Here is a 21,033-nt window from a genome sequence, read left to right as displayed (position 1 = left end):
CTAACCTATTGACTTAACGACACTAAATAGCAACCTCTAGTGTAAAAAATAAGACATTCACCCCGTTTTGAGTTTTGTATCATCTAATTGAAACAGCAAAGTATTTGTAAAACAAATAGACAAAAAAGCCAGCACGAGGCTGGCTTTAGATCAATGAGCTTGAATAATAGTTCTCGCTAAACCCTATTATAGGTAGTAACGAGCACCTAACGCCCATTTGTCATCAGTTTCACGACCATTGTCGTCATTTAGGTCAAACTGGTAACCCGCGTAACCAACAAATTTAGGCGTGAAGTTGTATTCTGCTTGTAGTGCCATTTCTTCACGAGCAGTTTCTGTTTTAGAGCTCTTAAACTCTTTACCTTCCACCATCTCATAGTTAACACTCAAGTTTAGGCTGTTTGCTAGAGCGTATGCGATGATCGCTTCGTATGCATCACTTTCTTCTAAACGGTCGCCTTTTGCACTGAAGTTCATGTTTTCGTTTGAACCATAAACCGCAGCAAGGAATAGGCCTTGGCCGTACGCACCGTAAGATGCTGATACAACGTGTGATTCCGCCGTGTGCTTACCTGCATATGCAGGGTGCTGGAAATCGCCGCCATTGTAAGAGTAACCGATTTTAGCGCCCATGATTGAGTAAGAAAGCGCAGCTTGCACACGGTCATCGTATTTAGCACCGCCAGTTATAACTCCAGCATCGTTGCGCGTGTAATCATCGTTTGCACCCTGCCAACCAAGACCAAAGTTGATCACACCTGCTTCACCCAGCTCGATGGCATTACGGTAAGAAAGCATTTTATCCGCACGGCCAGTGCCAAGGTTTCCATGATCGTCATAGATGAAGTCGTTGGCAAACGCGATTGGCATATCTGCAATACCTGCGACATCGTAGTAAGGTGACCATTGCGTACCACCTACTGCACGACCATAAACCTCATGCGTTATACCTAAGTAACCTAGACGAGTTTTAAACGACTCTTCACCACCGTCTAAGTAGTTTAGCGCCCATTCACCACGTGCGTCTGCGGTGAAGCCATTACCCAAATCCTGTGTCGCAGAGATATTGATACGAGGAGAGTTAGTACCCACATCCGTGTCACCTTGCTCTGATCCATTTAAATTAACAGAAACGTGGCCGCCCATCGAAAATGTTGTGCCATCGTTATTATATAGTTCCACTGCAACTGCTTGAGTACCGAAGGTTGCTGCCGCGATTGCCGCTGCTAATAATTTTTTATTCATTTCTAAATCCATTACTTATTAGTTGGTTAGTCAGTTTTAGACCCGGCTTTGGTTCACTTTCGTAAAAACGAAATGATGAACAAAGAGAGGAATACAAAGGCTATCCGAGGCATCGTTTCCACCAGATTAGTTTTACCTTTGTGTAACAACTGCCGACACTTTATTTGATTAGTTCCTGACAACCGAGTGAAAAGATCTCAGACAAAACCTAAAAAGCAATCGTTTACTTAGCCTTCAAGAAATCGAGAAATAAAAACCTTACAATAAGAAATGCTTTAGAGAGAGTTAGCTCACAAATAGCTGATGATTCGCTATTTTTAGGCCAAACTTCCCTGCCAAATTGAAATGTTTACTTACATTTAGGGTCAAGAAACAATTCAGGAACTTTTTGAAAAAAACACAGTCTTCAACGGAGAGGAAAAAACCTCAAAAAAGATAAACCTTTCTTTTTATAAGTGGTATGAGAAGGGGCACTTATTCTCGCCAGCAATAAAAGTGCAATCAAATCATAACTTAACAGAAATCTATCTTTCATTTTCAGCCTTTACCTTAGCGTCATCAACACATCGGGCAAGAAAGCCCATCGATTACAACTAGGGTAATAAGAAAATGAAAAAGGCAGCACTAACTACTGCAATTCTTACAGCATTGGTATCAGCACCATCATTCGCAGCAACTGTATACAAAAACGACGGTACTGAATTAAAAGTTGGCGGCCGCGTTGAGTTTCGTGGTGACTTCATCGGTTCAGACGGTGCTGAAGTTGAAGGTTCCATGGAAGATAAAAGCCGTGCTCGTCTTAACCTAAAAGGTAAAACAGACATCGGCAACGGCCTTTCTGCTTTCGGTGTTTACGAAGCCGAACAAAAAACGGGCAAGAGTGAATTCAAAAACCGCTACATGTATGCAGGCGTCGACTCTGATATCGGTGCTTTCTCTGTAGGTCGTCAAGACATGGCTGCAGTCATCATCTCTGACATGACGGATATCACAGAATTCTCTGGTGTTCAGCAAGTTATTGATTCGTCTTCTGATAAGCAAGACAGCGTTTTCGCATACCGTGGTGCGTTTGATGCACTACAACTTCAAGCAACCTACCAAGCAAACTCTAGCGATAACGAAGATAAATACGGCATCTCTGGAATGTACTCACTACCAATGGGCCTCGACTTTGGTCTTGCATACTCTGGTGGCGATGTAGATAAAGATAACTCTGAAGATCAAATTCTAGGTGGTATCGCTTACTCGATGGACAACCTTTACCTAGCAGGTACTTATTCTCAAGGTTCCCTGACTGACTCTGAAGACTTTACGGCTTACGAGCTAGTCGCAAGCTACAAAGTAGCAAGCAAAGTGACACTTGCAGCTCTATACACAGCTCAAGAGAATGATCCAGACAACGGTTCAAAGTACGACACAGTTGAAGGTATCGAGCTTGTTGGTTACTACAAACTAAACAGCAACTTCCGTACTTACCTGTCTTACTACATCAACCAACTTGATGAAGCAAAAGATGCAACAACAGGTCTAGTAACAGAAGGCGAAGATACACTGCGCCTAGGCGTACGTTACGATTTCTAATTCACTCTTGTCCTAAGAGCGAGTCCACTTGGCCAGCACCTTTGCTGGCCATTTTTTATGTAACCCAACACAACTCGATAAGTTTTCACACTATCCAAGCATCGCTCAGCAATGAAAAACGAGCGTAACGACGCCTACTTCTGCCCTCTTTTAATGCGATTGATCACTAAGTTAGTGCATTTCATCTAATCGACAAAATAGAAAAACCAAAAAACCATTTAAAATCAAACATATAAAAGTTGGCACGTGTTCTGCAATATTATTTATGCAAATGCATGGCAGCGTTTGTGCTTCTCGTTCTTTGTACCTGTTATAACAGGCACGTCCTTTGAATTGGTAATGTCGCCTCCCTCTGGGAGGCATTTTTTTATTGGCGCGAAAAACAATAGGACGTATGATCCCGCCACCTCTATCAAACTGGAATTTTTCAATTGAATCATCATCCTGTTCAAGGTGCGTCCTGGATGCTAACAGCTGGCTTGGCATTCGCCATAGTGAACAGCTTCGCCCAAATTGCTAGCATCAACTTTGGTGTCTCCTCCACCACATTTGCGTTATTCCAATATGCAATCGCCTTATTTGTTATTCTGCCCTACCTACGTACACTTGGGATTAGACGTTCTTTAAGAACCCAACACTTTGGCTGGCATGCATTCCGCATTTTTCTCTCTGTTATCGGGATTCAACTTTGGTTATGGGCTCTCGCTTACCCAGTTCCAATTTGGCAAGGTATTGCACTTCTCATGACCTCCCCGTTATTTGCCACAGTTGGTTCTGGCTTGTTACTCAAAGAGAAAGTAGGTACTGCACGCTGGCTCGCTACATTGACGGGGTTTGTTGGTGCCATGATCATTCTTGAGCCTTGGGCAGACTCATTTACATGGGCGACCCTGCTCCCTGTTGGCGCCGCATTTTTCTGGGCAGCGTATTCATTAATGGTTAAAAAAATGTCGGTAAACGATCCGCCTTCAACCATGGTTGTCTATTTATTACTGCTGATAACGCCATTTAATATCTTGTTAGCGATACCGACGTTTACTATGCCAGATACGTGGACGATATGGGGTGTGCTTTTAGCCGCAGGTGCACTTACAGCACTCGCTCAATGGGCTATCGTTAAAGCATATGCAGTAGCAGACGCCTCATTTGTGCAACCATTTGATCACGCCAAACTGCCTTTGAATGTTGTTGCTGGTTGGTTGGTGTTTGGTTGGGTGCCTCCTGGTCGTTTATGGTTAGGTGCTGCGATTATTATTGCATCTATTGCGTTTATTACGCATTGGGAAGCGAAAAAGACAAAGTTAGTTGAAAGAAAAATCTAATTTAAAAGTTCTATATTTTCAGGAAAGGAAATGAGGAACCCATATGAGTCAACCAATCAAAATTACACTGTATCGCTGGGCTGGTAGTTGGGGCCCATTCAAAGTCAATATTCCTTGTGGTGAATGTACATTAACCAAAGATATTTTAAAGGATACTTTTGAAAACGAACTAGCCGATGTGCCCGTTGAACTTGAAGTAAAAGATTGGTTATCGCACTGGTGGGAACCATTAAAAGCTGGTGCTTGGCATGCACCCATTCTTCTTGTCGAAGGGAAAGTTATCAGCCAAGGAGAAGCATTGAATCGGGGTGTGCTTGTACAGTCTGTTATTGCTGAGTGGGTAAAACGCGATGAGCTAAAAGGCAACATTGTTTATGGTAAAGCAACTTGCCCTTACTGTGTCAAAGCCAAACAATTACTTGACGAGGCTGGCGTTCAGTATGAGTACCATGATGTAGTTAAAGACAGCGCCGCCTTATACCGCATGATTCCTGAAGTAAAAGCCATCATTGGCGAAAAAACACCGGTAACAGTGCCGCAAATCTGGTTAGATGGAAAATATATTGGAGGTGCTGACGATTTAGAAAAGTGGTTATCAGCAAAGGGGCTAGATAAAGTGCCTAACAATGTTGTGGAGATACCAAGCCAATCCGCGTAATTCTAGATTTAAATGTCATCAGTCTTTGAGTAGCGTTTTGCCAATGTTGTGCAATATGTTGGCTACTTACTAACAATAAAACAGAGAAAAGCAAAAAGCCCTGATTTTTCAATCAGGGCTTTTTAAATTATTTCGCCAGTTTTTTAATAACACGAACAAAAACAGAAGCTTTTTTCTTCTTCGCTTTACCGTAAAGCGCTTTGTGCATCGCGTCTTTTGCAATCATCTGGCCAATATAAGCACCACCAAGTTCGTTACCCATGACCTTCTCCTGAATGTATTGACTTAACTATGTTGTAATTTTACACCACAATTAGATAAAAACAAGACTCCAGTCACATTTATTTTGTAATTAACTTTCAGTTTGATTTTCGTGGATTTCTTGAAATGAGCGTCTATCGCTTAGGTTGTTGGTATGTTTTTCCCGCTGCGACGTACGTATCTTTCTGTTTGATTTCAAAGAATGTTTCAAAGAACCACGCAGCAAACTTGATCAAGTGATCGCCTTCATTCATGACGTGCTCTACGTATTCTTGCTCTTCTCCGGACTCATCTTCTTGAGTGGTAATATGGTAAATACGTTTCTCACCATCAACTTCTGCAAGGCCAAACTGACCCGTTAGGGATTGCGCCGCTTGTGCAACTTCTTCTTCCTCACACGCCTTCAAGATTTCAAGTGCCTTTGGCATGCTTTCTTGCTGAGTAATTTCTTTTACCAGTGTTTCAAATTCGTTTTGTTGCATTCTTTCACCTAACGATTAGAGATCGGATAGCCATTGGGCAGAAATGTATTCCAAGCTTGAGAGAAGTATCAAGGTTCGCCCTCTTCCTTTCAAACCAAGTCATTCAGTATACACAACAGGCCTAGCTTAATTTAGCTGCGCATTTTAGAAAGCCGACCTTCTGGTTGCAAGTATATTCAGATGGAAGTTTCTGCTTGAACCGTCCCTTCTGGCACTTTACGAAATTGGCTTAGTACAAGAACAAAGCAAGAAAGTAACGCAATAAACAAATAAAACACCCCAAGCTGCTGCTGATTCGTAACCCATGAGTCTACTAAGTACCCACCAAACAAACCTGCTAAACACATTTGAATAGAGCCAGATAACGCAGAAACCGCGCCTGCCTGTTGCTTATGTGGCGAAAGTAGCAAACTGATCGATACTGGGAATGACATGCCTTGGGCAAAACTTAAACACGTGAATGCCGTCAGCAATGAAAATACACTGAAGGGGGTAACCAACAACATGAAGCCAGCAACAGCAACAATCGCGAAACTCATCAGCAAGATTTGCTGAGCTTTGTAACGAGCATTGATCAAATTCAGCACTAAGCTACCCGTCAGCAAACCAACTGACGGTATGATCATCAAAGAGCCGTAATCTGCCGCCGTTAATCCTAACTCTTGTTGCATTAAAAATGGATACAAGGAGAGCGTAACCAGAGCCGATAAATAACTAAGCCAGTTGTAGCTCGCACTACCAATCACTTGTGTATTCGTTAACAGACGCAAATAGTTCGCGCTTACTTCGCCTACTTTAAATTTTCTCTTCGGATAAGGCAGCGTTTCTGGCAGCACCAATAAACCAAGTGTAAAAATTGCCATTAAGTAAATCAGCACAAACACGAAGACAGCATGCCAACTCAGGTGAAAAGCGATCCAGCCACCAAACAGCGGAGCAATAATTGGCATCACTGAAGCAGTGACTGAAATATAAGATAGCGCTTTGGTTAGTTGCATACCGTCATAACTATCACGCAGTACTGACCGACCAAGTACCGAAGCGCTGCCCGCTCCTAGGCCTTGCAGTAACCGTCCCGCTTCAAGGGCAACAATGTTGTCCGAAAACGCGATGCAAATAACCGTACCAACTAAATATACACTTTGCCCCAGAATAAACACCGGCCGACGACCAATCGCATCAGACAATGGGCCGTAAAAAAGCTGAGAGATACCGAAGCCAACGAGAAATAGCGTGACGAGATTCTGAATCGAATGTTGCGGCAAATTCAAGTCATGACCAATCAATGGCAAAGAAGGAAGATAAATACTAACGCCAACTTGGCCTGTGGCAATGATCATCATCGCTAATAACAATGGTGTTTTACGCAAACGTTCCTCCTACTTTGTGACAGATTGATGGCAAACAGTGTATATTTGATACTCAAAGATGATAATCAGCTAAGTTGGAAAGGAATTAATTCCCAAGGAGATACAATGGACTGGATTCAAAGCGTGAAGAGTTATATTCGTGTGGTCGAAGAAGGTAGCTTTAATGCCGCAGCGCGGAAACTCAATACCACCAGCTCAGCTATCAGTAAGCGAGTTCAATGGCTAGAAGATAAAATTGGCGTTCAACTACTCAAACGTACGACCCGCTCAATTAGCCAAACTGAAGCTGGTGCTCTGTTTTATCAACGAGCAAAAAGTCAGCTTGATTCATGGCAATCGGTATTAGATGAAACTCGCTCAGTCAACCAATCACCAGCGGGGCTATTAAAGATTGGGGCAACGTTGGCCGTTGGTTCTAAATTTCTAGTTCATTATCTTGATGATTTTCTTGATAAATATCCAGACATCACACTTCAATTAACAACAACGCTACCAGGTCAATTGCCAGAGCTAAGCTTAGACCTGTTTATTAGCCGGGAATTAGAGCAACTGAACTCTCTGAGTTTCAAAGCCACTGCGCTTTTCGAACATAAAGCCCAGTTTTACGCTGCGCCTAGTTACCTAAAAAAATACGGCACCCCACAATGCGTTGAGGATCTGACAGAGCATAATGTCCTGATTTGGGGAGAAAAACCCTCACGAGAAATCAAAACAAATCGAGGCAAACGTATCAGCTTGTCCGGTAACTTTGCCACGACCAACCCAGAAGCGCTGTTTCATGGTGCCAAAAGAGGCATGGGTATTTTGATGACGAACAACGTCATGATCAAAGATGATCTCAAATCCGGCGCGTTAGTCCCTATCCTGCCCGATATCACAGCGGATAAAGCCACTGTATATGCCTACTATCCAAAGCTGGATTATCAGCATACCCGAACTAAGCTATTCCTCGATTATCTCAAATCACGATTAGAAGAGGAGAAGCGCGCCTAGCTTAGCGTTTTTATCGCTATAGCTTTAAAAGGTTCAAGCATAAAAACATGAAAATAATGATTTGTTCGTTCACAAAATTTGAAAAATCTGCCTTAGTAACCGATAGTTTATTTGATGCATATCAAATAATAATTCGTCGTGTCTTACACGATATGTAAATAACAACGCTAGGTGAAATGCTCAATGGGTCAGGTACAAATCAGTTTCCACAAAATTGATGAGATATTGAAGCTAAACGGCACGGCTCAGCTAAACCGAGTCACGCTAGATATTCATCAACACTTGCAGAGCCATTGCACTTGCGTTGTAGAAGTTGCGCATCTTCAGCATTCGGCTCATACCATTTCCTTCGCCAGCAATGGAAAAATTACAGACAACCTAAGCTACCACCTTTCAGGCACCCCCTGTGAAAAAGTGGCGAAAGACATTGGCGAACATATTTTCTATCAAGACCAGGTATACAAGCGTTTTCCTGAAGATCAGATGTTTCAAGAAGATGGCATTCAAGCTTACATTGGCCTGCCATTGAAGACACAAAATGGCGAAGTTCTGGGAATTTTACTGTCTACCTTTACCCGAAGCATCCACGCGAAAGAAGCGCAAGATATCCTCGACTTCCACCGATTTTATGCCAATGTCATTATTCATAGCTTACGTGAAAAGTGGGTCAGTGAACGTTCAGATAAGCTTCTTAATCAGCTTAGCTATGAGGTATCGCATGATAACCTAACTGGACTGCTCAACCGTAGCTGTTTAGCTGATACCTTGGAGACATTAACGCAGCAGGCGACTCGCCCATTCAGTTTGGCGTATCTTGATATCGATAATTTCAAATCGATCAATGATATCAACGGAAACTATATCGGCGACCAAATCATTAAGTTCACAGCTAACGCCATTCAACAGAGCTTGTCGTCGCCAAACAATGCGTTCCGTGTTGCAGGAGATGAATTCGCCTTCATCACGTACGACGAAGATCCTGTCGCCGTGTGTCAGGAAGTACTCGACAAAATTGAAAGCGGCTACAGCGACAAATCTAACCGGATTTCTTTCACCGTTAGTATTGGTATTGCACGTGCCCCAGTACATATGTTGAACAGCGATGAGCTGATTTTGAATGCCAGTCTCGCTCTCAAAGATTGTAAAAAACACCGCGATACACGGATTCAGCATTACGACACACACCTTAGTGCTTTATACCACCGTAGGACGCAGCTTATTGAGGCAATGCGAATCCAGCTAAGTACTGATATACAAGACAGCGATGAGTTGTATGTAGTGGTTCAACCGATCGTCGATATCACGAGCGACCGCTGGAATTACTTTGAAATTTTGACTCGTTGGAATAGCAATATCTATGGAAATATCTCTCCAGCGGAGTTCATTGAAGCTGCCGAACAATCAGGCCTGATTATCGAGTTAGGTGAACGGATTATTGAACTCGCGTGTATCGCAAAGCAAGAACTCGAAGCGAACCTAGGCTATAAAGTCAAACTCTCCATCAATTGCTCAGCGTATGAGCTGGTTGATTCCAACCGTTATATTAATCACTTAACCAACATGGTTGAAAAGTATCAGCACGAAGCAAAAGACTTTGTTATAGAGCTCACCGAGACCGTCTTACTCTCACAAAGTGGCCGTGAACAGATGGTACTTAACTCGTTGCGATACTTGGGTTTTAAAGTCGCACTGGATGATTTTGGTACGGGATACTCAAGCTTGAACTATATACACAATTATCCAATTGATAGCATCAAAATCGATGCTACCTTTGTGCAGAACATGCTCTCAAATACAACCTCTGAACAAGTAGTGTTTTTGATAGCGCAATTGGCAGAGCTGCTTGATGTGGATTTGATTGCCGAAGGCGTAGAAGACGATAGAGCACTACAAAAGTTAATTGAAATGGGCTGCCACTACATCCAAGGTTATTTTTACTCTCGTCCACACAGTGTTGAAGAAATCGTACACCTGATAAATGAACGTGAAGTGCGGAGTGCCTAACGTACTGAACAGACTGCTGTCATAGAATTCAAATCTAGTTAATGCACAAAGTAAAAGAGACCAAGCTATGCTTAGTCTCTTTTTGTTTTTTAAGCGAAGTACTTTATTACAGCACTGCTTTCTCTTTATCGCGTAATAGTCTATCCATTTCATCTCTGTTCGCGACAAAAGTAGCCATCTCTTTCTTAGGAACAGAACTCGCCATTGGGATATTTGCTCGCATAGCGTTAACTGGACGGCCGTATTCAATCAACTCATAGTGAAGGTGTGGCCCAGTCACTCGACCTGTTTTACCAGAAAGACCGATACGCTGGCCTCGAGAAACCTTTTGCCCTTTCTTCACCAAAATCTTACTTAGGTGTAAGTAACGGGTTTTGTATTTGCTGCCGTGCTCAACAACCACGTAGTTACCCGCATAGGGGTGTTTACGAGTCATGATCACTGTACCATCACCAGTAGAAACGACTGGTGTACCGGTTGGTACAGCAAAGTCAGTGCCGTTGTGCGGCGCAACACGCCCCGTTACTGGATGTAAACGATTAGGGTTGAAGCCAGAACTGATACGCCAACGGCTACTTACAGGGTAACGCTGGAATGCGCGCTGTAAGCTTTCACCTTTGGCATTGTAGAATTGACCATCAGTATGAAGGTAAGCGGTGATCTCGCGGCCGCGATTATAAATCTTAATCGCCTCAATTTCGTTCTTACCTGTTGGTACACCATTGATGCTTTGTGAGCGACGAACAACTTCAAATCGATCACCTGCACGAAGGTCACGTCCAAAGTTAAGTTGTTCTTTGAGTAAGCTTACGACTTGACTCACTTCCGCCGACGTTAAACCTAAACGACTCGCAGAAGAAGAAAAACTGCCTTGAATAACGCCAACTAAAGGCTCTTGGCTCCACACGCCAGGAATGGAAATATCAGTAAAGTCATAGCTACCATCACTATTCAGCTTGTAGACCACTTTATCTGCAATAGAAAATTGCAGTTCCATTTTCGCTAACTCGCCTGTCGCATCATCACGCCAGAAACGGAGCGTATTGCCCGGCTTAAGTGTATCAAGTGCCAAGTAGTTCAAATCCGTTTCCATTACTTTCATTAACGAGCTGTAACCGAAACCGAGCTGACTAAAAATAGTGCTTAGGTTGTCACCTGCTTGGATTTGATATTCGAAGTTCGGGGGAGTGGCAACTTCGGCAGTTGTCGCATCAAGAATTTTTTCAACGACCTGAGATTCAGGTAGGTTCAATGCGATGGTTTTGGTTAAAGATGACTCTTTGAGAGAGTGAGAAACACCAATCGCAACTAAAACTGGCAAGGAGTATAACAGCAGCGCTCTACGACTTGTCAGATTCGGCAACCGTCTTGTAATTTCATTTGTAGACACGGGAATTACTATCTCCTTTCAAACAAGGCTCATAGCTTATGCATTCCCGAATAAGAAATCACTAGGAAATTTCGAGATCTAGCGCAGAAAATACTGAATTTTTACAGAACTCAAAAAAAATTCATCACTGTTGCATATGTAAGTTATTCCCTACACGCTGTAATGTGGATGAATTGAATTGATTTGGCGTGTCTGCCATTGCTTGATCGTCACCGTGCGCTAAATATGAAAGCGTGATAGTTGTATCACTTTTCCATTCGAGCTGAGTAAATTTCACGCGGTCACCAACAAAAATACTGTCTAAAAGTACAACTCGGCTCGGCACGGGGTCAAACTTGAACAAGCCAACATAGTTAAACGAACCGCTACCTTGTGTCGTTACAATCATCGGTGCAACAACCCATGAAACACCTTCAATCTCACGCTGACTAATCGACGCAGTTGGGACAAGTACCTGACCTTTCGTCGCACCTGCATCATAGTCACCTATCAAATAGCCGTTTTCTTTATCCCACTCATCAAGAAAAGTGACCGCACCCTGCTCGGGGACTTGGATCGTCCAAGGATTACGTGCAGTGATACCAAGCGTCTCTTGCACAATAACGTTAGTTTCTACTTCTGTTTGAGGAAACTTAGCCATGATCTCGTCATCAGACAAACTAAAACGATAAACACCCGCGATCACAACCACAACTAATAAAACGATTGGAATAAGTAGAATAAGTGGTATCGGCAGGATTTTTTTGTGAGTCATGAAAGCTTCCTTGTTTCAAGGTATAAACGAAAAGCGAGTATACCATTGTATACCCAAATGATTTCACCTCTTCAAGTGTTTCAAAATTAAACTAAACTGATTATATCCAAATAGTTTCAAGTCCAGAGCTCATAACGAGCTAGTGACACAAGCTCTGTGCTCTAGGTCTATTGGTGTATTGGGACAAATAGGTAATCACGATGACAAAAACCATTCATACATGCGAGTGCGCCTGCGGTTTAGTTGAGATCCGTTGTAAGGGAGAGCCCACCCACACGTCTGTCTGCCATTGCTTCGAATGCCAAAAACGAACTGGCAGTGTTTTTGGGGTACAAGCTCGCTTTGAAAAAGAGCACGTCACTTTAAACGGTGAAGTCACTAGCTATACCCGAATTGGCGATGATGGCAGTGAGGTTCAGTATGACTTTTGTCCATCCTGCGGCACGACAATGAGGTTGTTCGTTGCTGCATACCCAGAAATCATGATCATTCCCGTCGGTCTATTTACCGATAAAGAGTTCCACCAACCTACCGTTTCAGTCTATGAACAAATGAAACACGGGTGGGTGAGTTTCGAATGCACAACGGAACACATCTGCTAGCGGGCAATCCACGTTCACATATTTACTTTGGCTCGGACAAACACCCTATAAGTGAGATTTTTTTGAGAATGATCAATCGAGTTTTACTGTAAAGGGTTTCGTAACTCGGTGTGAGCGTTATAATCGGCTCCTAATATTTGGTGGGGGTTTATTGTGATTTCCAGACTTCCTCGTTGGGTGGAATATGGCGCGTTTCTACTAGCTCTTCTCGCGGGCTGCGTCAACGCCGTTGGTCTTCTCGGCTTTCAACACCAAGCGATAACTCATCTTTCGGGAACCGTAACTCAGCTAGGGAACAGCTTGCTAACAGGTGTGGATAGCTCCATTCACCTGCTCTTCATCGTATTTAGCTTTTTGATTGGCGCTGCCTTTAGCGGCTTTTTTATTGAAAGCAGTGCGTTAAAGCTAGGACGAAGATATGGTGTTGCACTGTGCATAGAAGGAAGCTTGCTCTTACTCAGCTTGGGCTTTTTGGTGCAAGGGGATTTGTACGGCCAATATCTAGCATCAGCAGCATGTGGATTACAAAACGCAATGATCACCACGTTTAGCGGCGCAGTAGTCAGAACCACACATATGACCGGAATCATCACCGATCTAGGGATTATGATTGGAGAGAGCTTGAGAGGTCGTCAATTTGACCGACGTAAAGCAAAATTATTCCTATTCATTTTCTTTGGCTTTTTGTTTGGCGGCGTCGCGGGAGCGGCTCTATTTACGGTATATGGTTTATATACGCTGGTTTTCCCAGCAATATTGGCTTTTTCTACAGCTCTGATTTACTGGAGTTACCTATACATACTTAGCCGTCAACAAAAAGCATAAAATTTCGATCCGATTGAAGCGACATGCTTCAATCGGATTTGGCTCAATAGGTTCACACTGCAACGGTACAAGAAACGCTGAACGGTATTTTGACACCACTAAAAACCTTAAAATAGATAAGGCTAACTGAATTTCTGGCAAAGAAGTTAGTTAGATCAAAATCACATTTGTTTACCATTTTATTATTCCAGTCACAATGCGCCCCATAATTCACTGCGCAATTCGCCTCTCGTGCTACAATTTTCTAACACAAGCAACATATTCGCATACACTTAGACGTTATTTGACCAATTACCCGACAAATCGGCTGAATAACTAGATGTATTTAATGAATAGTATTGCAATGGATGCAGTTTGCGGGTACCCTCCGCAAAACTGTGATTAAATACGGATGTTTAGTGAATATTTATGTCATGGAAATGGCAAGTATTGACTAGTAGTAACACGAGACAACTATGCATAACACCACTAATGCTACTGAAGCTCCTAAGGGCAACTTTTGGATGTTTTTCATCCCTTCCCTAATTGGTCTTCTACTCTTTATGGCTCCGATCTCTTACGATGGCGGCCTAACCATTCCCGTTGCCGTGATGGCAAAAGTCATCCCAGCGGTGTTAGGCGATACCTTGATTGCTATCGTCACCAGTATCATCGCTTTCATGGCCGTTGCTTCTGTTCTTTGCAAAATTTTTAAGCCAGCTGCAATTTTACGTAATGGTTTTTTAAACGGTCTCTTCAACCCATCTCCACTTTGGCTCGTTGTTCGTTTAATCGGCGGCGCTGCCGTGTTAATGACGTTCTTCCAAGTGGGTCCAAAAGCAATTTGGGAAGAGAACACTGGCGGGCTTGTTCTTACTGGTCTCCTACCTACTCTGTTTGCCGTTTTCATTTTCGCGGGTTTACTGCTTCCGCTTCTTTTGAACTTCGGTCTTCTGGAGCTATTTGGTGCGTTACTCAGTAAAATAATGCGTCCGGTATTCAACCTACCTGGCCGCAGTGCAATTGACTGTATGGCATCTTGGTTAGGCGACGGAAGTGTTGGTATCTTGCTAACCAGCAAGCAATACGAAAATAAGTTCTATACTCAGCGTGAAGCGGCTGTTGTCGGGACCACTTTCTCAGCAGTATCGATCACGTTTAGCCTAGTTGTTATCGCTCAGGTAAAACTAGAGCACTTATTTTTGCCTTTCTACGGCGCTATCTGTCTAGCTGGTATCGTAGCTGCGATTATCATTCCTCGCCTGCCTCCGCTTAGTCTGAAGAAAGATCGCTACATTGACGGCAGCAACCCTGATAAAGACGCAGATGCAGTACCAGAAGGCCACACCACATTCTCTTGGGGTATGGATCTAGCTCTTAAGCGAGCTGGTCAAGTCACATCGGTTCAGTCTGTATTTAAAGAAGGCGTACACAACGCAGTCGACATGGTATTTGGCGTACTACCTGTAGTTATGGGTCTTGGTACCGTTGCATTGGTGATTGCAGAATACACGCCTGTATTTGCAATTCTGGGTCAACCGTTTATCCCATACCTAGAGCTACTGCAAGTCCCTGAAGCTGTTGCAGCATCACAGACAATCGTGGTTGGCTTTGCGGATATGTTTATTCCAGCAATTTTAGCGGCCTCAATCGATAACGAAATGACACGTTTTGTTATTGCGGCAATGTCAGTAACTCAGCTTATCTACATGTCGGAAGTAGGTGCCCTACTGTTAGGCAGCAAAATTCCAGTAAACATTGTAGAGCTCTTCGTAATCTTCATTTTACGTACGTTAATCACATTACCTGTGATTGCTGGCGTTGCTCATCTTATTTTCTAAAATCGAGACGTCAATAAACAAAGGCTCCGCATCGTCGGGGCCTTTTTTATACCCAAAACTCCGTTCACATTAGGCTTTTAGTAAAAAGCTCATAATTTACAAAGACAAAACTTGAACAAAACACCTGCCAGCACCAACAAAATTTTCACCACCTCACCTGTAAAACCAGTTGATACCACTGTTTGTTAAGCAATTCTTTTCATTATGACGATTTCATTAATCGAGCTCGCAAACATGATCACACTCACAAGTTTTAACGTAAACTATCGTTTTGTTTAAATTTAGTTAAAAAAGACGACAAATGAGTTCATGTTTTTGACAAAGATGTCGATAAAGATATAACCAAACACAATAGGTTTCTCTTTATACCCAATTCGCTCGGTTTAAAAGAGGCGAAAGCAAAGTGGAACCAACCGGGAGAATCAGAGGAAAGCTCATGAAATTCAGACATAAGGTTGTCACAGCCTCTTCATTTTTGCTGCTAATTACCGTGTCGTTATTGTCGACACAACAAGTTATGACCATCCGCTCCCAAACTCAGGAGCAAATCGACTCAAGTGTCAACGAGATATTGACCAGTGTTGGTAACACTGTGCAATCAGAAATGAATGCAAAGAAGGATCTCGCTCGCTCCATTACTGAAGTGATTGAGCTTGATCCCAGTTCACATAGCTATGTTCAAAACATACTTGAAAGACCCACACCAAAAAGCAGCTTCCTTGCCATCGGTTTTGGTTATGAAAGTAATGGCTTTGTGATTGAAAATGACGACGGCTGGGATGCGGGTCCAGACTACGACCCACGTCAGCGTCCTTGGTTTATTGCAGCTAAGAGCAAAGGCGATTTGGTCGTAACCGATCCGTACGTCGATGCGTCTTCGAAAAACGTTATCATCTCTGTTGGTACACCAGTAAAAGAAAATGGCCAGTTTTTAGCCGGTATGTTTTATGACCTCGAATTAACTACCCTTTCAGATCTGGTCAACCAAGTGAATCTGTTTGATGCTGGTTACTTATTTCTGGTCACCGCTGATGGCACAACCATTGCTCACCCTCAAAGTAAATACAACGGTGAGAAAGTCGGTAGCTACCTCCCACAAATCGAACTTACGCAATCAGCACAACATGTTGAGATTGATGGCAACCGCTACATGGTTAACCTGACTCACATTCCTGGAGAGAACTGGTACGTAGGTTCGGTGATCGATGAAGCTGTTGCCTATTCTGCCGTAGGAGAGCTCCGTAACAACGCTATTATTTATTCAATCATTGCCGTGATTGCATCTATTATCGCCCTAACTCTGTTGATTCGCACTCTCATGCGTCCTTTGGACACGCTAAATAATGCGATTAAAGATGTAGCATCAGGGAAAGGCGACCTTACACAACGCCTCGAAACAGATACTGACCAAGAGTTTTCTGAGCTTGCCACAAACTTCAATACGTTCATGGAGAACTTACAACAGCAAATCATTGAGTCGAAACGTATTTCTGATCAAATTTTAAACGGAACTCAAATCACCGCTGAGGGCGCAAAAGACTCGGCAGGCGCAATTCACACTCAGCTGCAAGAGCTAGAACAACTTGCTACCGCGATGCATGAGATGTCTGTCACCGCGACAGAGGTTGCTAATAATGCGCAAGGTGCGGCAAGTGCAGCCAAAGAAGCCGACCAAGCAACGGTTGAGGGGTCTTCTATCGTTGGTGAATCGACACAAACGATAAACATGCTTTCCGATAGCATTGACCTTGCAGTCGAAGAAGTACAAGTGTTGGAATCTGCTACCGCCAATATCGAAACGATTCTAAAAGTCATCAACGATATTGCGGACCAAACGAACTTACTCGCGTTGAATGCCGCAATCGAGGCTGCACGTGCGGGAGAATCTGGCCGAGGCTTCGCCGTTGTTGCAGATGAAGTCCGTACACTGGCACAACGTACTCAAGAGTCGACAACAGAGATTCGTACTATGATTGAGCAACTACAATCTGGCGCTTCATCTGTGGCAAATGCCATGCATCAAAGCAAAGGTAGTGCTATAGAGGCCGTTGAAAAAGCGGGTTTAGCAAATAGTGCGTTACAACGCATTCGTGACGCGATTCAGCGTATTTCCGATATGAACTTGCAAATTGCCTCAGCAGCGGAAGAGCAAAGCCTTGTCGCTGAAGAGATCAACAACAATACGGTGAATATTAAAGACCTATCGACTCAAGTCGCCGAATCGGCAAATCGAACCAACGACGCGATGCAGGCGCAACAAGAAGATGTACATAAACAAGATCAAATCTTAAATAGATTTACTGTCTAACACTCATTTAAGCGAAAACAGCGAGCACCGGCTCGCTGTTTTTGTTTTTAACCCTCTACCCTAGTATTGGTCGATGTTACATGTGCCATGTTGGTGCTATTAAGCTCAACATTACAAGAACGCCGACTATGTGTCCTTTCAAGTTTAATTGAACTCGACATGGATATAGCGATCATTAGAACGACGATAATAGCGGTCGTCCACTTTTAGATAAGTGAAATCTCCAATCTTTATGTAGGTACTATTCCGAGGAATTCGGTCATGGTAATAGTAACTGCGCCTTGGTCGTCGGGTCTCCACATAAATAACGTCACGATGTTTATGTTTATGCTTGTGCTTGCGCTTGTGTTTATGATGGTGGTGATGCGCATGATGGTGATCGTACCGATGTCCATGCTTATGCTTCGGGTCAGCCACCGCTTCTGTACTCAACACACCTAAAGACAACATAACGCCAACCATGGCAAAAGATAATTGCTTTGACACAACAGAGCCTCTTATTCATATCAACATCGATATAATAGAAGGGTGAATCACTGTACATGTCAGCCTTTCGCTAAGGAGTTTTACTAAAAAGTCAGCGCTAACCGTGATTATCAGAGAAACGTCAAACATCACAAATGCTGATGACTTTGAGTGGCCTGGGTTCGGCTATGAATACAAAAAAGCCGCCCGTTTGACTACGAGCGGCTCAGTTTTTAAATAAGCTAGCGTGATTTTATACTGCTTGGGCAAACAGCAAGAAACAGCCGAATAGGAAGATCATGCTCATTCCCATTGCGCCGCCACCAGCTTCATAAATATTGTCATCTTCTACCGGCACTTGGCGCACTTTCATGGTCATTGATAATGGGACAAAGACCGCGAGAAACACGAGAATAATCCCCGCGTAGCTGAGAATAGCTAGGAAGTGTTCTGGCGCAAATACAGCACCTAATAGTGGTAGCACAAAAGTAGTAACAAAAATCACTGGCTTACTTGCTTTCAGTAGGTCTGCATTTTGATCGTATAGCGCCATTGCAACACCTAAGAACGACGTTAGTAGTGCCAAACCAGTAAACATGGATAGGATGAACTCTAAGCCCTCGTATTGCTGACCTAGTACCGATATCAACTCTGTTACGTTGGAGTATTGAACAAGCTCATGAGGTGGTAGGTTGCCGACAACCGCTAACAACCATAATAGGTAACAAACAAGCGGAATAGTTGAGCCCACAATAATCATATTACGCAGCTGTGTTTTACTCGCTTCTTTGTTGTAAGTTACAAGCGATGGGATCACGACCATAAAACCGAAACTGGTGAAAAGCACCGAACTGGTTTTGATAAGTGCCATTTTATCGTCGCTCACAACCTCATCAAGTCCTTCAAACGAGACGCTTGGTGCAAGCGCAAAAAGTGTCAGGATCAGCGCTACGATCATGCCTAGGAACAAACCGCGATTCAGCTTATCTACTACCCCTGTACCTGCCGAAACAATGATACCAACTAAAAGAGTAAAACCGACTTGGCTTGAGATCGTAGATGTTGGAAGCCCAATTGAGGCTGTTACTTTTTGTACCAGATCACCCGCACCAATGATGTAAGCCATTAATAGACAAACTAACAGGGCGTAAAGCAAGCTGTTGGTTACCAACTGACCTCCTTTACCAAGCGTTTCGCGAGCAATTGCATTCATGCTCACACCACCACCTACTTTGCAACTGGCTTCAAGAAGGAGCAGCGCAGCATAAGTCGTTCCAGCCCAGATGAACAACATAAGAAGAGTGCCCCAAAGGAGGCCAAATTGAGCAAGCACCATTGGTATAGCAAGCATACCAGCGCCAAGAGCAGTACCTGCAACGATCAGGGAGCTGCCGACAAGTTTTAGGTTCACGGTTAATACCTCTAAATTCAATCCGTTAATTTCTCGCCAGTTGTGCTTTATCTAAAGCACACAACAAAACGCTCCGACTTAGTCAAAATTTGGTTACAAGAGCACTATGTTACAAGAGCCCTGTATGGCTAAGAAAACATGCAACAAAAGGTGGTTAATCATTTGCACATGAACACTTGAGAGTCATTTTTGGCGATGTCATCGTTGATGAAATGTGCGCAACTTTGGGTTCGAAGCAAAATTGTTCATCTTAATTCATCAACCCCATTCGTTATGAATGGATTTGGTTCGAAAAGATTGTAAGGCATAAGCAGGACGATTGAAAAGCAAAAGGTCAATCTTATAGCGATATATTTTAACAACTCTTATCTTTTACCTAAGATGTGTTGTTTTTTTCGTCACTAATTAGTCTTTTATCGCTTAAAGAGAAGGAAGAACGTGCTCAATGGCTCAATTTGGCTGGGTGTACAGATTAATTTACAGTTTAAGTGAAGGTGTTAGATTCCAAGGACGTAGCCTAGATCGGACAATATCGCTATTATTCGCTGCGTACCGACACTGTTCGGTTCACATACCTCTAAACACTGATTTACGGTTCGAAAATATAGGTAAATGAGTGTCCGAATGCTGGGTGTGGTTCCCCAGCATTTGCACCCTTTCTTTTAGATGTCATCAATTGATCGAAATTGCATAAATCTTGTATCGCCCGACGTTACGATTGTGTTAATACGCTTTATCTAGCGCGCCAATGATATAAGTTAACACTGGAATACCCATATCGGCGACCTGCTTCTCAGTCTCACTCATATTTTCATGCGCCATCCGCAGCTCTACTTCACTTATCGATTCTTTGTGAAGGTAAAGCTCTTTGTAGTTCATCAATCGCTGTTGTGACTGTTGAATCAGTGTCACAACATTCTCTTTAGTCTCACGATGTTTCTGATCAATTTCACTAAATAAATGATCTAAAATGCGTTGCATTTTGCGAATAGAAGCTTTCGTTTCTATTGATTTGTATGATTGATACTTTTCCATTGAGTTAATAACTGACTAAAATATTTACGTTTTTATAAGACAGTTATTTTTATACTGATTGCAAAGCAGGTAAATATGTGGTGGTTAAACTGGTCCACTTCTTGCTCCGTTTAGGTCAAAACTGTCCTTTCAGGAGAGCACATGCAGGTAGACCCTATAATTCAAGCACTGATCGCAAGACGAAAATCGAATGGCCTCTCCCGTGAGCAAATGGCAAACATCGCTGGAATGAGCGTAAAAACATATCAAAGGATCGAGCGCGGAGAGTCCGATCTTAAACTCTCACAATATCGTGCCATATTGCGTTCGCTTCATTTGACTGACCTAGATATTGCTTTAGATGTACGTGATGTTCAGCATGTCACAGCAAATGACTTAACGGCCGTGGCGCGATTGCTCTCACCGGAAGCTCAGTCCCTGCTCGTTCGCCTGTTATCGTTAATCCTTGAACAAAAGAACAAGAAAGGTGATTAACGACATTACTCATACCCAAACGATGAATGCCCT

Annotated in this window: 19 protein-coding genes; 10 read left to right on the top strand and 9 right to left on the bottom strand. The window is 43.1% G+C overall.

Going from position 1 to position 21,033, the window contains the following annotated elements:
* Nucleotides 1-186: 186 nt before the first annotated feature.
* Nucleotides 187-1,245 (bottom strand): porin, encoded by a 1,059-nt coding sequence (locus tag R7Z47_RS02835; protein ID WP_042521502.1) that lies wholly within the window; start codon nt 1,243-1,245, stop codon nt 187-189.
* Between the two features lie 609 nt (nt 1,246-1,854).
* On the opposite strand from R7Z47_RS02835, the gene R7Z47_RS02830 reads away from it, so the two are divergent.
* The 3 genes from R7Z47_RS02830 to R7Z47_RS02820 all read left to right on the top strand — a co-directional run bounded on the left by R7Z47_RS02830 (nt 1,855) and on the right by R7Z47_RS02820 (nt 4,806).
* Nucleotides 1,855-2,826 carry a porin gene (locus tag R7Z47_RS02830; protein WP_005375535.1) on the top strand — a complete coding sequence of 324 codons (972 nt, stop codon included), beginning with the start codon at nt 1,855-1,857 and terminating at the stop codon, nt 2,824-2,826.
* Nucleotides 2,827-3,290: 464 nt separating this feature from the next.
* On the top strand, nt 3,291-4,148 hold the full coding sequence (locus R7Z47_RS02825; protein ID WP_005375542.1) for a DMT family transporter: 858 nt from the start codon (nt 3,291-3,293) through the stop codon (nt 4,146-4,148).
* Nucleotides 4,149-4,191: 43 nt separating this feature from the next.
* Nucleotides 4,192-4,806: a glutaredoxin domain-containing protein gene (locus R7Z47_RS02820; RefSeq protein WP_005385185.1), complete on the top strand. Its 615-nt coding sequence runs from the start codon at nt 4,192-4,194 to the stop codon at nt 4,804-4,806.
* Between the two features lie 127 nt (nt 4,807-4,933).
* On the opposite strand, the gene R7Z47_RS02815 is transcribed toward R7Z47_RS02820, so the two are convergent.
* From R7Z47_RS02815 to R7Z47_RS02805, 3 genes are all read right to left on the bottom strand, one after another.
* A complete protein-coding gene (locus R7Z47_RS02815) occupies nt 4,934-5,068 on the bottom strand; it encodes a hypothetical protein (protein WP_262606514.1) in 135 nt (44 codons plus the stop codon).
* A 133-nt stretch (nt 5,069-5,201) separates the two neighbouring features.
* On the bottom strand, nt 5,202-5,549 hold the full coding sequence (locus R7Z47_RS02810) for a hypothetical protein (protein WP_005375501.1): 348 nt from the start codon (nt 5,547-5,549) through the stop codon (nt 5,202-5,204).
* 176 nt (nt 5,550-5,725) lie between these two features.
* Complete coding sequence (locus R7Z47_RS02805) at nt 5,726-6,919, bottom strand: multidrug effflux MFS transporter (RefSeq protein ID WP_017821607.1); 1,194 nt, start codon at nt 6,917-6,919, stop codon at nt 5,726-5,728.
* A 105-nt stretch (nt 6,920-7,024) separates the two neighbouring features.
* Here R7Z47_RS02805 and R7Z47_RS02800 point away from each other — a divergent pair, with 105 nt between their 5' ends.
* On the top strand, nt 7,025-7,912 hold the full coding sequence (locus R7Z47_RS02800) for a LysR family transcriptional regulator (RefSeq protein ID WP_025768470.1): 888 nt from the start codon (nt 7,025-7,027) through the stop codon (nt 7,910-7,912).
* 183 nt (nt 7,913-8,095) lie between these two features.
* Entirely contained in the window at nt 8,096-9,916 is a 1,821-nt protein-coding gene (locus tag R7Z47_RS02795; protein ID WP_005375494.1) for a putative bifunctional diguanylate cyclase/phosphodiesterase, read from the top strand.
* Between the two features lie 106 nt (nt 9,917-10,022).
* Here R7Z47_RS02795 and R7Z47_RS02790 read toward each other — a convergent pair whose 3' ends face one another.
* Both R7Z47_RS02790 and R7Z47_RS02785 read right to left on the bottom strand, forming a co-directional pair.
* On the bottom strand, nt 10,023-11,306 hold the full coding sequence (locus R7Z47_RS02790) for a peptidoglycan DD-metalloendopeptidase family protein (protein WP_318129806.1): 1,284 nt from the start codon (nt 11,304-11,306) through the stop codon (nt 10,023-10,025).
* Nucleotides 11,307-11,430: 124 nt separating this feature from the next.
* Nucleotides 11,431-12,060, bottom strand: a complete 630-nt coding sequence (locus R7Z47_RS02785) for a hypothetical protein (RefSeq protein WP_017635850.1) — start codon at nt 12,058-12,060, stop codon at nt 11,431-11,433.
* A 200-nt stretch (nt 12,061-12,260) separates the two neighbouring features.
* Between R7Z47_RS02785 and R7Z47_RS02780 the strand changes: the two genes are divergently transcribed.
* The 4 genes from R7Z47_RS02780 (at nt 12,261) to R7Z47_RS02765 (ending at nt 17,615) form a co-directional block, all read left to right on the top strand.
* A complete protein-coding gene (locus R7Z47_RS02780) occupies nt 12,261-12,662 on the top strand; it encodes a GFA family protein (protein WP_025768472.1) in 402 nt (133 codons plus the stop codon).
* Between the two features lie 153 nt (nt 12,663-12,815).
* The gene (locus R7Z47_RS02775) at nt 12,816-13,487 is read left to right on the top strand and encodes a YoaK family protein (RefSeq protein ID WP_005375484.1); all 672 of its coding nucleotides are present in this window, start codon (nt 12,816-12,818) and stop codon (nt 13,485-13,487) included.
* A 455-nt stretch (nt 13,488-13,942) separates the two neighbouring features.
* On the top strand, nt 13,943-15,307 hold the full coding sequence (locus tag R7Z47_RS02770; protein ID WP_017635848.1) for a YjiH family protein: 1,365 nt from the start codon (nt 13,943-13,945) through the stop codon (nt 15,305-15,307).
* A gap of 436 nt (nt 15,308-15,743) precedes the next feature.
* Nucleotides 15,744-17,615 carry a methyl-accepting chemotaxis protein gene (locus tag R7Z47_RS02765; RefSeq protein WP_017821611.1) on the top strand — a complete coding sequence of 624 codons (1,872 nt, stop codon included), beginning with the start codon at nt 15,744-15,746 and terminating at the stop codon, nt 17,613-17,615.
* Nucleotides 17,616-17,759: 144 nt separating this feature from the next.
* Here R7Z47_RS02765 and R7Z47_RS02760 read toward each other — a convergent pair whose 3' ends face one another.
* The 3 genes from R7Z47_RS02760 to R7Z47_RS02750 all read right to left on the bottom strand — a co-directional run bounded on the left by R7Z47_RS02760 (nt 17,760) and on the right by R7Z47_RS02750 (nt 20,526).
* Complete coding sequence (locus R7Z47_RS02760) at nt 17,760-18,101, bottom strand: hypothetical protein (protein ID WP_080276968.1); 342 nt, start codon at nt 18,099-18,101, stop codon at nt 17,760-17,762.
* 232 nt (nt 18,102-18,333) lie between these two features.
* Nucleotides 18,334-19,491 (bottom strand): amino acid permease, encoded by a 1,158-nt coding sequence (locus tag R7Z47_RS02755; protein WP_017821614.1) that lies wholly within the window; start codon nt 19,489-19,491, stop codon nt 18,334-18,336.
* A gap of 723 nt (nt 19,492-20,214) precedes the next feature.
* A complete protein-coding gene (locus tag R7Z47_RS02750; RefSeq protein WP_318129805.1) occupies nt 20,215-20,526 on the bottom strand; it encodes a hypothetical protein in 312 nt (103 codons plus the stop codon).
* A gap of 141 nt (nt 20,527-20,667) precedes the next feature.
* Between R7Z47_RS02750 and R7Z47_RS02745 the strand changes: the two genes are divergently transcribed.
* The gene (locus R7Z47_RS02745; RefSeq protein ID WP_005375470.1) at nt 20,668-21,000 is read left to right on the top strand and encodes a helix-turn-helix transcriptional regulator; all 333 of its coding nucleotides are present in this window, start codon (nt 20,668-20,670) and stop codon (nt 20,998-21,000) included.
* Nucleotides 21,001-21,033: the final 33 nt, after the last annotated feature.

It is taken from the genome of Vibrio sp. 1641 (genome assembly GCF_033339995.1).
Taxonomy (GTDB): Bacteria; Pseudomonadota; Gammaproteobacteria; order Enterobacterales; family Vibrionaceae; genus Vibrio; species Vibrio alginolyticus.
The sequence above is the reverse complement of the archived record's forward strand: the minus strand, read 5'-3'. Positions and strand labels throughout refer to the sequence as shown.

Coding starts and splice junctions, on each gene's coding strand:
- R7Z47_RS02835 (WP_042521502.1), bottom strand. CDS start 1,245: ATGAATAAAAAATTATTAGCAGCGGCAATCGCGGCAGCAACCTTCGGT.
- R7Z47_RS02830 (WP_005375535.1), top strand. CDS start 1,855: ATGAAAAAGGCAGCACTAACTACTGCAATTCTTACAGCATTGGTATCA.
- R7Z47_RS02825 (WP_005375542.1), top strand. CDS start 3,291: ATGCTAACAGCTGGCTTGGCATTCGCCATAGTGAACAGCTTCGCCCAA.
- R7Z47_RS02820 (WP_005385185.1), top strand. CDS start 4,192: ATGAGTCAACCAATCAAAATTACACTGTATCGCTGGGCTGGTAGTTGG.
- R7Z47_RS02815 (WP_262606514.1), bottom strand. CDS start 5,068: ATGGGTAACGAACTTGGTGGTGCTTATATTGGCCAGATGATTGCAAAA.
- R7Z47_RS02810 (WP_005375501.1), bottom strand. CDS start 5,549: ATGCAACAAAACGAATTTGAAACACTGGTAAAAGAAATTACTCAGCAA.
- R7Z47_RS02800 (WP_025768470.1), top strand. CDS start 7,025: ATGGACTGGATTCAAAGCGTGAAGAGTTATATTCGTGTGGTCGAAGAA.
- R7Z47_RS02795 (WP_005375494.1), top strand. CDS start 8,096: ATGGGTCAGGTACAAATCAGTTTCCACAAAATTGATGAGATATTGAAG.
- R7Z47_RS02785 (WP_017635850.1), bottom strand. CDS start 12,060: ATGACTCACAAAAAAATCCTGCCGATACCACTTATTCTACTTATTCCA.
- R7Z47_RS02780 (WP_025768472.1), top strand. CDS start 12,261: ATGACAAAAACCATTCATACATGCGAGTGCGCCTGCGGTTTAGTTGAG.
- R7Z47_RS02770 (WP_017635848.1), top strand. CDS start 13,943: ATGCATAACACCACTAATGCTACTGAAGCTCCTAAGGGCAACTTTTGG.
- R7Z47_RS02765 (WP_017821611.1), top strand. CDS start 15,744: ATGAAATTCAGACATAAGGTTGTCACAGCCTCTTCATTTTTGCTGCTA.
- R7Z47_RS02750 (WP_318129805.1), bottom strand. CDS start 20,526: ATGGAAAAGTATCAATCATACAAATCAATAGAAACGAAAGCTTCTATT.
- R7Z47_RS02745 (WP_005375470.1), top strand. CDS start 20,668: ATGCAGGTAGACCCTATAATTCAAGCACTGATCGCAAGACGAAAATCG.